The sequence below is a fragment of the Aminobacter sp. SR38 genome (genome assembly GCF_014843375.1).
Taxonomy (GTDB): Bacteria; Pseudomonadota; Alphaproteobacteria; order Rhizobiales; family Rhizobiaceae; genus Aminobacter; species Aminobacter ciceronei.
Map to the genome: position 1 here is coordinate 316,111 of NZ_CP062113.1, position 12,983 is coordinate 329,093.

General features: G+C 61.4%; 9 protein-coding genes. 7 read left to right on the plus strand and 2 right to left on the minus strand.

The annotated features are described in order from the left end of the window. Positions 1-159: 159 nt before the first annotated feature. The gene (locus tag IG197_RS29380) at positions 160-879 is read left to right on the plus strand and encodes an invasion associated locus B family protein (protein ID WP_246765438.1); all 720 of its coding nucleotides are present in this window, start codon (positions 160-162) and stop codon (positions 877-879) included. A 54-nt stretch (positions 880-933) separates the two neighbouring features. Here the strand turns inward: IG197_RS29380 and IG197_RS29385 are convergent, their stop codons facing one another. After that, positions 934-3,402, minus strand: a complete 2,469-nt coding sequence (locus IG197_RS29385) for a DNA translocase FtsK (RefSeq protein WP_192320080.1) — start codon at positions 3,400-3,402, stop codon at positions 934-936. A 453-nt stretch (positions 3,403-3,855) separates the two neighbouring features. Here IG197_RS29385 and IG197_RS29390 point away from each other — a divergent pair, with 453 nt between their 5' ends. The 6 genes from IG197_RS29390 to IG197_RS29415 all read left to right on the plus strand — a co-directional run bounded on the left by IG197_RS29390 (position 3,856) and on the right by IG197_RS29415 (position 10,551). Further along, the gene (locus IG197_RS29390) at positions 3,856-5,415 is read left to right on the plus strand and encodes a bifunctional diguanylate cyclase/phosphodiesterase (protein ID WP_246765440.1); all 1,560 of its coding nucleotides are present in this window, start codon (positions 3,856-3,858) and stop codon (positions 5,413-5,415) included. A gap of 148 nt (positions 5,416-5,563) precedes the next feature. Continuing rightward, on the plus strand, positions 5,564-6,079 hold the full coding sequence (locus IG197_RS29395) for a ubiquinone biosynthesis methyltransferase UbiE (RefSeq protein WP_246670713.1): 516 nt from the start codon (positions 5,564-5,566) through the stop codon (positions 6,077-6,079). Beyond that, positions 6,076-7,266 carry a class I SAM-dependent methyltransferase gene (locus tag IG197_RS29400; RefSeq protein WP_182574728.1) on the plus strand — a complete coding sequence of 397 codons (1,191 nt, stop codon included), beginning with the start codon at positions 6,076-6,078 and terminating at the stop codon, positions 7,264-7,266. Before IG197_RS29395 ends, IG197_RS29400 begins: the two co-directional genes overlap by 4 nt. Before the next feature lie 8 nt (positions 7,267-7,274). Then, a complete protein-coding gene (locus IG197_RS29405; protein WP_371746574.1) occupies positions 7,275-9,632 on the plus strand; it encodes a SpoIIE family protein phosphatase in 2,358 nt (785 codons plus the stop codon). A gap of 4 nt (positions 9,633-9,636) precedes the next feature. Next, positions 9,637-10,194 (plus strand): ATP-binding protein, encoded by a 558-nt coding sequence (locus tag IG197_RS29410; RefSeq protein WP_067968307.1) that lies wholly within the window; start codon positions 9,637-9,639, stop codon positions 10,192-10,194. Between the two features lie 18 nt (positions 10,195-10,212). Further along, entirely contained in the window at positions 10,213-10,551 is a 339-nt protein-coding gene (locus IG197_RS29415; protein WP_182574733.1) for a hypothetical protein, read from the plus strand. Between the two features lie 91 nt (positions 10,552-10,642). On the opposite strand, the gene IG197_RS29420 is transcribed toward IG197_RS29415, so the two are convergent. Further along, positions 10,643-12,838, minus strand: coding sequence for an esterase-like activity of phytase family protein (locus tag IG197_RS29420; protein WP_192320086.1), 2,196 nt, complete (start codon positions 12,836-12,838; stop codon positions 10,643-10,645). Between the last annotated feature and the right edge of the window lie 145 nt (positions 12,839-12,983).

The window sequence follows — 12,983 nt, forward strand, 5'->3', positions numbered from 1 at the left end:
GGACGTCCGCAACAAGCCCCGAGCGCTGCGCGACAGCCTATACTCGACCGAAACTTGCGTCGCGGTCGCGGGTGATACATTAGATACTGCTTGTCTTGCGTTTCCGGGCAGGAACAAACGCGAATGCATAGATCATCCATCCAAGGGGGGCGTTCTTGGTTGCTGCGATTGATCTGCCAATGCCCGGCACTTGCAAGAGGAGTCTTTGCTACCAACGCGTGTACACACACAAAAAACAAAGATGTTGCCGTCAAGCAACACCTAATATGCTTGTTTGCGCATAAGTTTCGCGCAGTTCACCAAGTCGATTTCCCAGAAAAGGCAAGCAATATGCGCTCCACGTTCACGCGAACAACAAAGCCAGGTCGCATCATCAACATGATGGCCGCCGCAATCGGACTGTTGTTTGCCGGCAGCGCGTTTGCGCAGGAAGCCAATCCAGTCGAAGCCAAGCCGGCCGACGCCAACCCCTGGGCGGTCAACTGCGCCAGCGGTGCGACGATCAACGAACTACAATGCCAGGTGTCGCAGAACCTGACCGAGTCGAAGACAGGTCAACGCGTGTTGACGGTCACTATTCGCAAGGAAAACGACAAAGGCGGCCTGGCCATGCTGCTTGCGCTGCCGCACGGCCTGTTCCTGCCCTCCGGCGCGTCCTACCAGATCGACCAGGGTGAGAAGGTGACCGTCGCGATTCAGACGAGCGACCAGAACGGCGCCTATGCCGCGGCACCGCTGACGCCGGAATTGATCACGGCAATGAAGGCAGGCACCAATCTGAACGTCGGCATGGAATCGGTCACGCGCAAGGCGGTGGCGATCCCGGTGTCGCTGGCGGGCTTCACCGCCGCGATCGACAAGCTGCAGGCCATCAAGTAGCGCGAGCAAGGACGGGGCGGTTCACCCCGCCCTGTCTTTCAACCAGGCCTGCGATCACTCCTGATCGTCATTTGTCTGCGCGTGGTCACGGCGACCGGCCATGATCTCGCGCTTGCCGACATGGTTCGGCGCGCCGACGAGGCCTTCCTTTTCCATGCGCTCGACCAAAGATGCGGCACGGTTGTAGCCGATGCCGAGGCGGCGCTGGATATAGGAAGTCGAGCACTTCTTGTCGCGCTGCACCACCTTCACCGCCTCGTCATACATTGCATCGCCGTCCTCGGCAGCGACCGAGCCCTTGTCGAAGACCGGGCTGTCATCGACGTCCGGCACCTCGTCCTCCTCGTCGGCGGTGACGGTCTCGAGATACTCGGGACGTCCCTGTGCCTTGAGGTGATTGACGACATGCTCGACCTCGGCGTCCGAGACGAACGGGCCGTGGACGCGGGCGATGCGGCCGCCTCCGGCCATGTGCAACATATCGCCCTGGCCGAGCAGTTGTTCGGCGCCTTGCTCACCAAGGATGGTGCGGCTGTCGATCTTGGACGTCACCTGGAACGAGATGCGGGTCGGGAAGTTGGCCTTGATGGTGCCGGTGATGACGTCGACCGAGGGTCGCTGGGTTGCCATGATCAGATGTATGCCGGCGGCACGTGCCATCTGCGCCAGGCGCTGGATCGCACCTTCGATCTCCTTGCCGGCGACCATCATCAGGTCGGCCATCTCGTCGACGATGACGACGATATAGGGCATCGGGGCAAGGTCGATTTCCTGCTCCTCGAACAGCGGCACGCCGGTGCCCTTCTCGAAGCCGGTCTGCACCTGCATCACCACCGTTTCGCCCTTGTCGCGGGCGATCGCGGCACGCTCGTTGTAGCCGTCGATGTTACGCACGCCGAGCCGCGCCATCTTGCGGTAGCGGTCCTCCATCTCGCGCACCGCCCATTTCAGCGCGGTGACCGCCTTCTTCGGGTCAGTGACGACAGGCGTCAGAAGATGCGGGATGCCGTCATAGATCGATAGTTCCAGCATCTTCGGATCGACCATGATCAGGCGGCACTCTTCCGGCTTCAGCCGGTAGAGCAGCGACAGGATCATGGTGTTGATGGCGACCGACTTGCCCGAGCCGGTGGTGCCGGCGACGAGCAGATGGGGCATCTTGGCGAGTTCGGCGATGACCGGCTCGCCACCGATCGTCTTGCCCAGGCAGAGCGCCAGCTTGCACGCAGTGTTGCGAAAGCCGTCCGACTCGATCAGCTCGCGGAAATAGACCGTCTCGCGCGTCTCATTGGGCAGTTCGATGCCGATGACGTTGCGGCCGGGAATGACCGCGACACGGGCCGAGATCGCCGACATCGAGCGGGCGATATCATCGGCGAGACCGATGACTCGGGAGGATTTGACGCCCGGCGCCGGCTCGAATTCATAGAGCGTCACAACAGGGCCCGGGCGAACATGGATGATCTCGCCACGCACGCCAAAGTCCTCGAGAACGCTTTCCAGCAGGTCGGCGTTCTGCTCCAGCCGCTCCTGCGACATGTAGAAGCCCTGGCCTGCCGGCGGCAGCTGCAACAACTCCTCTGAGGGCAATTCGTAGGCATCGCCGGTGGTCGCCGGCACGATCTTGCCCATCAGAGGCAATGGCGACACCGCGCGAAGGGGAGCCGTCGGCTCGGCGATGGTGACTGGTTCTGGCGTGGCAGCGACGACCGACGCGAGCTCAGCGCGTTCGGCAATCGTGGGAGCTTCGATCTTCACCTCATTGGAGTTGGCAGGTGCTGCAGGCGCTGTGTTGACCTGTTGGGTCGGAATGCACTCGATGACCCTGAACAGCGCCGTGATTTCGGCTGCGGCAATCTCGGCCTGCCTGGCGACAACAGGTACCGGCGCAACTCGCACCGGCACCGGCGCGGGGCGGGCGGTAGCAACCGCGGCTACCGGTGACGGACCGTCCGATGTGCTCGGCGCCATCAGCTCGAAAAATGCGTGATCGGAAAGATAGGACCACCGAGCCTTCTTGGGCTGGGCCGCCGCATATTCACCGGCGCCGGCCAGCTTGGCTGCGGCTTGCACTGGCGGGTTGGCGGAGTTCACTGCTGCAACGGGCTGTCGTACGGGCGAGGGCGCCTGTGGAACCGGCGCGGCAATCCTGCTTGCGATTTGCGCCTGCAAGGCCTCGATGACCTGGGCCCCCGTCGTCACGGTCGCCGGTCTTGCCGGAACTGCGACAGGTGCGACAACTGCCGCGCGCTCGGCCGTCAGCGGCTGGAGGCCGGCGGCGTTCGCCTGGGCTTCATTGTGGGCGGCCTCCGCCGCTTCATATGCCTGGCGCTTGGCGGCATCGTAATCCGGCGTGCGGGTGAAGCGCACATTGGGCGCGAGGAAGAAATAATCCTGCCAGCCGGGGCCATCGGCCGGCGAAGCCACATGCGTTCCGTCTGCCTTGCTTTCCGGGCGATTCTGGCCGTCATTGTGCGAGACTTGGTTCGAAAAATTCACTCGAGGCAAACGCGTGCTTCCCATGCTCAAGACTCGCTGATGAAACGTCCCCCGAGCAATAGGAAGCCAGTGGTTAACAGTTCCTTCCAGCTTCCTGCTTTGTGATCTGGAAGCGGCAATTCGCGACCACAGCATCACGCCATGCTGTGATTGTTAGATGAGTGTACGGCAATCACTGACACCAATGGATGGTTGTGGAGTTCGCACGCCGAGTGTTTGCAAGCCCTTGTTCCGCTGTGCTAACTTTACGTCATGCGGTAAGGAGATGCGGACTTGTACCGCTTTTGGAATTGGTTTGCGTATCCAAAGTCTGGGGGCAAGAGAGGCGGAGGGCCTGCGTCCTCGAACCTATCAACGGCCCGCGATGCCCGCCTTTCAGGTTTCCTCGCCAACACCACCGATCTCGTATCGTTTTATGACCACGAATTCCGGCTGACCGACTGCTCGGCCCGACTGAAAAGCATTCGCGGAAACGCCATGACCCCGGGCGCGGTGGCGTGGGAGATCTATCCGAACTTTGGCGAAAACGAGCTTCGCGCGGCAATGCAGCTCGCCGCGCGCGATGGCTCGTCGACGCGAATCAAGCTCAAGGCGCTGTCGGGCCAGCCGGCGGGAGTGGTTTTCTGTTTCGGAATGGCCGACGGCGTCGGCATCATCGAGACAGCGGAAACCGGTCATGACGGCCGCGCTGCCACCGAGGAAGCCGATCGCGTCAAACTTCTGCAGCATCAGGCGACACATGATGCGCTGACCGGATTGCAGAACCGCCGCCGCTTCAGCGAGCGCCTGGACGAGGTTCTGGCGGAAAGCGGCGATTCCCGGGACAAGTCGGCGCTGCTGCAGATTGATCTCGACGACTTCAAGTCGGTCAACGACACGCTTGGCCATGGCACTGGCGACACCTTGCTGCAGCTGGCGGCAAATCGAATCCGCGGCGCGCTCCAGGACGGCGATGCGGCCTACAGATATGCCGGCGACGAGTTCGCGGTGATCCAGGCCAACAAGCAGCAGCCCATGGCGGCCGAACGGCTGGCTCAGGCGATCGTCGATTCCTTCAAGGCGCCCTTCGTCATCAACGACATCCCGCTGTTTGTCGGCGCGAGTGTCGGTATCGCCTTCGGCCCGCAGCACGGCGCCGAGAGCGAGGAGCTCATGAAGGCGGCCGACATCGCCCTCTACGCCGCCAAGCGCGACGGCCGTGGCTGTGCCCGCACTTTCAATCGCTCGATGATGCTGCTTCTGGAGCAACGGGAGAACCTTAGGCGAAGCCTGCGTATGGCCCTGGAACGGCAGGAACTCTATCTCGAATATCAGCCGCTCATCCGCCCGCCATCGACGGTAGTCGGGTTCGAGGCGCTGCTGCGATGGCACCATCCCGAGGTTGGCCTCATCCCGCCCAACGTCTTCATTCCGATCGCCGAGGCCGATGGCCTGATGGACGACATCGGCCGTTGGGTGCTCGAGAAGGCCTGCCGCCAGGCAATGACCTGGCCATCGTCCATGAACGTCGCGGTCAACCTGTCGCCGGCGCAGTTCCTGAGTGGCTCGCTCACGGACACCGTGGCGCACATCATCGACAAGGTCGGCATCCGCGCCGACCGCATCGAGCTCGAAATCACCGAAACGGTGCTGCTGGAGCAGACAGTCGACAACCTCGACACGCTGAACACGCTGAACGTCCTGGGGATCCGGATTTCCCTCGACGACTTCGGCACGCACTACTCGTCGCTGAGCTATCTCAAGAATTTCCCGTTCGACACGCTGAAGATCGACCAGTATTTCATCAAGGACCTGGTAGCCGACCGCAAGAGCCAGGCCATCGTCCGGTCCGTCATGAGCCTGGCACACGGCCTGGGTATCAGCGTCACCGCGGAAGGGGTCGAAACGGCCGGCCAGGCAAACTGGCTGATCGAAGAGGGCTGCGATTGCTTGCAGGGCAACTTCCTGGGGCGGCCGATGGGGGCGGACGCGACGGGTGAGTTTGCGGACCGCCCGCCGGCGGAACAGAAGGCGCCGCAAGAACAAGACCGATCATGACGACAGGCAACACCCTGCAAGCTTGCCTCGACGGGGCAAGCGAAGAAGGCCATACATACGCATAGTGTGACGGCGCACCGACTTCGGGCCGGACACCGCAGATAAGCCGAGCAACCCTGTTGCACGGCCAGAACGGTAAGAGGGTGACATGCCTACGAAAGATGCGAATGCGGAACCAAGTTTTCGCACGATGATCCAGGTCGACATGGAGATCGCATCTTTCCTTTCGAATTGGGCGCATTGCGACTACATTTCGAGTTACCTTGCGCGTACTATCAGCCATAACAGACCAGACTCCGTTCTTTTCTCCAATCTCTTTTCGTCCGCACTGAATGAATTGCTGGAGGTCACTTTCAGGACGCGTCATTCTGGGGGAGCACTCGAGTGCAGGCTGTCTCGCTTGGGCGAGACCGACCGAATCGAGTTGACGTTTGCCTGCAGCCGGGAAGAGCACACCTTCCTGGAGGCTGCCATTGCGCGGGTCCAGGGTGCCGACCGGCAGGCACGTTACCTGAGTTCGCTTTCAGGCGATGTCGCGCCTAGCCGCGACATGATGCTTCTCGAACTGACCGTCAACTACAACGCCACGCTTCGGCTTGAAGAGGTTGATGGCGATACGGTCACAATCGTTGTCGACCTCCCGCTCGGGGGCCTGGCAAATTGACTGCGCACCCTGCCCCTTCCAGTATTTCAGGGCGCTTCAAGGCGCATTTCGACCTGAACAACCAGGAATTCTCGCTTGCCGGGTCGGTACGCCCGCAAACGATTGACGAGCTGGCGCCCAGCCTGGGCCTGCTGAAAGAATCCATCGAAAGCGTCCGCGGCGTGCTTTACATCAACGTCAGACGCCTCGCGCAGATGAACAACACTGCGTTCCATGCCTTTTCACGCGTCATCATCGACGCCTGCCGGGTCAGGCCGGACCTGAGATTTGTCGTCATTACCTCCAGCGTCGTCGGCTGGACGACGCGCAAATTCGGCCGTCTCAGCAAGATCGAGCCGGGTATCACCGTCGAGGAATATGACAGCGAGTTCTACCCCGGCCAGAGCTTCCTGGAAGAGGGTGGGTTCATTCCCATCCTGCGGACCCAGACCAAGATGACCTGGCGTCACGAACGCTCTATCTTGCCGCGTCACGGCATGCGGCCGGGCATCGTCATGGCCGACATCTGCTGCGGCATCGGTGATTTCGCGGTGCTGGTGCAGAAGGAGTTCGAACCGTCGCGGATCGTCGCCCTCGATCACTCCAAGTCGAGCCTGGCCTACGCCCGCAACGTCGCCAGCGAGTTCGACATCACCGGCATCGAATACACCTATGGCGATGCCTCCGAGATGCTGCTCGATGACGACCAGTTCGATCTCGTCACCTGCCGGCACTCGCTGCAGATCTTCAATCGTCCGGCGCAAATCCTCAAGGAGCTGTTCCGGATCTGCAAGCCGGGTGGCCGGGTCTACATCACCAATGAGAAGAACTCGCACTGCCTGGGCGAACCACGCGGCGAAAGCATCCGCTGGACCTACAACGAGGTAGCCAAACTGTTCGAACATTTCGACATGGACGTCGAGCTCGGGCCCAAGAGCCGGCGCTATCTGGCCGATGCTGGCTTCGACGACATCCGCGTCGAACAGTTCATGGTCACCAATCTCGACGGCGATCCGAAGGACTTTGCCGACATGATCGCGGCATGGGAAGACGTCTATGCCGGCGACATGGCCGTCAAGCGCGGCGATTCCAGCGAGTTCATCAAGCAGTTCAGGCAAGGGTTCAAGGACCACATCTCGGCCGCCCTCCACCCGAAGGGGTATGCCGGTTGGCCAATCTGGGCTGCCTCAGGGCAGAAGCCACTATGAGCACGGACATGCAGGACACCCCTCGTTTCGGACTGCATTCCTTCCGCGCGAAGTTCGTGCTGGTGGTGGGCGGAGCAGTGCTGTTCGACCTGCTGATGAGCGGTGGCCTGGCGCTGTGGAACGTGCAGCGGCTGTCCCAGGACGCGACCTCCGAGGTCGGCGCCGGCCTGACGACGGCAAACCAGGAGTATATCCGCTCCTATGCCGAGTCGACGGCGTCGCGGGTCGACCTGTTGCTCGACCGGGTCCATGCCGACGTCAAGACGCTTGCCGGCGTCATACAAGGGCAGATCGACGACCCTGACCGGCAGAAGCAGGTCGGCGCCACGCTGGCAAACCAGGCCGCAGCCTCGGTGAATGTGGTCTATGACACCAAGGGACAGTGGGCGCAGAACCTGCCAGGCGCACCTTCGGTGGTCAGCGTCTGGGGTTACCTGCTTGGCCCCGACCACAAGCCGCTGCCGGCGGTCCAGGATGAGATTGAAAACAGCGCGGTGCTCGACCTCGTCGCGCCGAGCCTGCTGACCAGCGGTTCGTCAAAGCTGCAGATGTATTACATTGGCCCAAAGGAGCGCCCGATCTTCAGGACGGCGCCTTATACGGACCAGGCCCAGACCTTCGATCGCCTCTATCCCGGCCACAACAATTCGGAATTCTGGGAGTTCTTTTTCCCCGGCATCTATGGCTCGTGGCAGAAATGGGCGCTCGATCCGGCGTCGCGTTTCATCCCTGACAACGACATCACCCAGACCGCGCCCTATACCGACGCGATCACCGGCAAGCTGATCGTCAGCTTTTTCCATCCGCTGTGGACGCGCGACCGCACGGGCGTGGCAGGTGCCGCCGGCGCCGATATCACCCTCGACCAGCTCGCCGAGATCGTAGAGAACGTCAAGATCGCCGAAACGGGTTTCGGCTTCCTCACGATGCCGAACGGCAATGTGGTCGCCATCAACGCGAAGAGCGAAGCGACGATCGGGCTGGTTTCCTCAAATGAAAAGGGCACGGACGGGGTTACCGGCCTCGAGCGCTCTCTGCGTGCCAGCACCCAACCAGCGATCGCAACCCTCGACCTCGACAGCAGCAATGACGGTGCGATTCAGCATGTCCTCTTGCAGAAGGACGGGGAGGACGTCCCTTACATCGTTGTCCTGAAGGGGCTGAAGCCGACAAACCTATGGACCACCGGGCCTATCGAAAAACAGGCGATGTCGGTCGGCATCGTCGTGCCCGAGCGCGAGATCTATGCTGCGCTGTTTGCAGCGCAGGACAGCATTTCGAAGGCGACCAACCGGATTCTGCTTTATCAGCTCCTGGCCATCATCGTTTCACTGATGATCGTGTTTGCCGCAGTGTTTGGCTTGTCCAAGCGCATCACGGCAGGCCTCAGCGCGCTTGCAGCTGGCGCCAGGAGGCTGCAGGCAAAGGATTATTCCGTCCGCGTCAACATCCCGTCGAAGGATGAGGTGGGCGAGGTCGGTGTGGCCTTCAACCGCATGGCCGAGCAGATCAGCTTCCACACAGAGAACCTCGAGCAGCTGGTTGACGCGCGCACCAGGGATCTCGAAGACGCCAATGTCGAAATCTCGACGCTCAACGAAAAGCTGCGCAGCGAAAATGTGCGGCTCGGCGCCGAACTCGACGTCGCGCGCCAGATCCAGATGATGGTGCTGCCCAAGCCACGCGAACTGGCGCTGATCCCGGGCATCGAGATCGCGGCCTATATGCGGCCGGCAGACGAGGTCGGCGGCGACTATTACGACGTCCTACAGGATGGGCACCGCCTGAAGATCGGCATTGGCGACGTCACTGGACACGGCCTCGAGAGTGGCGTGCTGATGCTGATGGTGCAGTCGGTGGCACGCGCGCTGCAGGAGACCGGCGAGGACAATCCTCGCCAGTTCCTCGACCGCTTGAACCGCGCCATCTTCAAGAACCTGGAGCGCACCAACTCCGACAAGCACCTGTCACTGGCCTTCCTCGACTATGAAGACGAGCGCCTGGTTCTGTCGGGTCAGCATGAAGAGGTGCTTGTCGTCCGCGACGGCGGCAAGGTCGAACGGATCGACACGCTCGACCTGGGCTTGCCGGTTGGCCTCGAACGGGACATCTCGCCGTTTGTCGCCACTCGCAACATCCCGTTCAGCAGCGGCGACGTCATCATTCTTCACACCGACGGCGTGACCGAGGCTGAAGGAACGGGCGGCAAACTGTTCGGCCTCGACCGGCTCAGCGAAAGTGCACGATCACGCTACGGTAGCAGCGCGGAAGAGATCAAGAGCGGAATTGTCGACGACCTGATGGCGTATATCGGCACACGGAAGATACACGACGACATTACACTCGTCGTCATGAGGCACAGGTGAGCACATGACAACTATGTATGGACCGGCCGACATTGCGATGGGCATGCGGGACAACATCAGCCGCGTCAGGTTGTTTGACGGGCCGCTGGACCTGAAATGGCACCACTGCGCAACGACTTCGGACTTCATCGCTGATCTTTTCGCGCTGCCCTTCCACGCGTCGCGAAACGACTACAAGGAAGTGCGCCACAGCATCGGATATCTGGTCAACGAGCTGATCGAGAATGCCGTGAAGTTTCGCGAGCCGGGCGAGATCATCGTCGAAGCATCGATGGACTCAAACAATTTCAAGGTGAAGGTTTCCAACGTCGTGGCAGACAAGACCGCGATAACGTTTCAGAAGCTTCTCTCCCAGATTACCATAGGAGATCCGGGAGACCTTTTGATCCAGCAGATCGAGGCGAATGCAGCTGATCCCGATGCTACCGGCTCGGGGCTTGGATTGCTGACGCTGATGAGCGACTATGGCGCCCGACTGGCATGGATTTTCAGCCCGGTTGAGTCCAGCAACCGAGTGCACGTCGAGACCTATGCCACGATCCCGATCTCGCAGGCTCACTAGGAAAGAATGAAGGCGCACATGGAAGTAAGAACCGATGACTATCGCGTCTGGACCGAAAACAGCGATGTCTATTTCGACGGCTCCATGCGGCTTGCCGGCTCCGAAGCCTATGCGCCGGTGCTGGCTGTCATGACCGCCATTCTGGCTGAAAAGCCTGAGACGATGACACTCAACTTGACCGACCTCGAGTTTCTCAACTCATCCGGCATCAACCTTTTGGCCAAGTTCACCATCGAGGTGCGCAAACACCCAGATGTGCAACTCGTCGTGCGCGGCAGCTCCGAGATCCCATGGCAGTCGAAGTCGCTGCCGAACCTGAAGAAGCTGCATCCGGCGCTGGTCCTGCAGATCGATTGAACGAACACCATCCAGCCTCCGCAACGCCGGACAGCAGAAAAAGCCGCGGCATCGATGCCGCGGCTTTTTCGTTTCGACTGACGTCATCCGATCAGTTGACCGCTGCAATATTGCCCAGACGAATGAACAGGGTTTCGCCCGAAGAGTCGTCGACGCCGTCATTGTCGGTGACGACAAAGGCCTCACCCGACGTATCGATGGCAAAACCTTCGACCTTGTCGACGACGTAGCCGTTGGTCGCGGCCTTGAGATCCGGCACCAGGTCGCGCACCAGCGTCTTCGCCACCACCGGCAGCTCACCGCCGAGCTTGGCCGGCTTGAAGCCATCGAGCGCGACCGAATAGAGACGCTTGTTGACAGCTTCCTGGCCGATCAGATTGTCGCGTTCGACGATGAACAGCTTGCCGTCATGGGCGGTGATTTCCGACAGGCCGACCCAGCCCTTCTCGGTCTTGTCGAGGGGATAGCGGACCGCCGACCATTCCTTGTCCTTGGGCTTGTAGGCCAGGAGCTTGACCTGGCCCTTGGGGTCGTCTGCCCATTCGCGCTGGATCGCCATGACCAGGGTCAGGTCGTCGCCTTCGCCAAGCGTGGTGATGCCTTCGAGGCCGAAGCGGGTCTCGTGCGCCAGCAGCTCGGCCGGGAACGCTATCTCTTCCTTGATCTCACCCTTGGCGTTGACGTTGAAGATGGCGTGCGGGGTCAGCTTGTCGGTACGGCCTTCGGAAGCGAGCCAGAAGCCGCCCTTGCCATCCGGTGCCAGGCCTTCGAGATCAAGCTTCTGCGCCGGCTTGCCGTCACGCGTGACGACGGTCGTTGCGGTGATCAGGGCAGGGGTCTTGGTCGTGTCGACTGTGAAGATCGCCGGCGCCGAGCGGTAGACCGAATCCGACACCGCATAGAGCTTGCCGGCTTCCTTTGGATCGGCGGCGAGGCCGGAGAGAGCGCCCCAGCCGAGCGGGGTGCCGTCCTCCTTGAGAGCGGCCACGATTTGCGGATAATTGGCGGCGCCTTCGCCGAGCTCATAAACCATGACATGCGAACGGACGAGGCCGTCCTCGACGAGATCAGTCTCGTTGGCGGTGACCAGCAGGTTGCGCTGCGGGATGGCGACGAGGCCCTCGGGGCCGACACCCGAGGGCAGGAGTTGGACGAATTCCGGCGTCTCGCCGGTGTCCTTGTAGACGCCGACCAGCGACGCCCGCTCGGCGGCAACGAAGATGTACTTCTCACCGCCGAACTGAGCGAACTCCAGGCCTTCCGGCTCGATACCCTTCTTGTTGCGGCCGTCGGGATAGTGGCCGGCAGCAGCTGCCTGGTATTCGAAGGATGGACCGGACTCGTAGAGCACTTCGCCTGACTTGGAGAAGATGGTGAAGCCGCGCGCACCGCCCTTGTAGTCGCCTTCATTGGCAACGACGAGACGATCATTGTCGAGCCACTTCACCGCATCGGGTTCGCGCACAGCGTTCTCGACCTTGCCGGTGAAGCTGAGCGCCCCATCCTTCTTGGTATCGACGTTTTCGAACGTCACTTCGCCTGCCGAAAAATGCGAGACGACCTTGCCCGAGGCTGCATCCACGATGGCGATGTGGTTGTTTTCCTGCAGCGTGACGGCGATCTCTCCAGCTTCGTTGAAGGCGACGAATTCCGGCTCCGGATCTTCCGGCGCAACCGCTGCGATACCGGTCAGGTCGACCGTCCTGATCGACGCACAGGCGGCGGTACCGTCCTTCAACGAGACGATCTTCAGATTGCCGGCCGGCAGCTGCGGCAGCGCACCTTCGTTCAGCTCTTCGTCGCGCTCGTTTTCGATCGCAATGGCGAGGAACTTGCCATCCTTGCTCAGCGCCACCGAGTCCGGCTGGCCGCCAAGATCGCAGGAGGCGTCGATTGCCTTGGAGGCGAGGTCGATAACGGTCAGGTTGCCCGAAGGCTCCTGCTTGGTCTTCGATGTGTTGACGCCGGCGAAGACCTTGCCGCCCAGGACCGTGACGGAAGTCGGCTCGCCTTCGATCTTGACGATACCGGCAGCCTTCGGCGCCTTGGCGTCGGTGATGTCGATGAAGCCGACCGCGCCGAGCGGGCTGTCGGAATAGACCAGCGTCATGCCGTCTTCGGTCGCGGCGATGATCTCCGACGAGGTCAGGGTCGCGGCGTCGACGCCAGCCGGCAGATTGGTTGCGACCGGGAAGGTGGCGATCCGGTTGAACGCCTGGTCGGCATAAGCGGGGATGGCTGCGGACGCCGCCAGCGCGGACGTCAAAAGCAGGAGCTTGCGTGACATGGGAAACCTCTTTGCCTGAACGGAATTGCGGTCCTCGTTTGGGGCAATGAGATTTCAGCGCGATGACAACAGCATGATGGTTTCATGACAGGTGCGACGAGCGCCGAACGATGGGGAGGGGGTATTGCATTGCCGCGAAAGACCT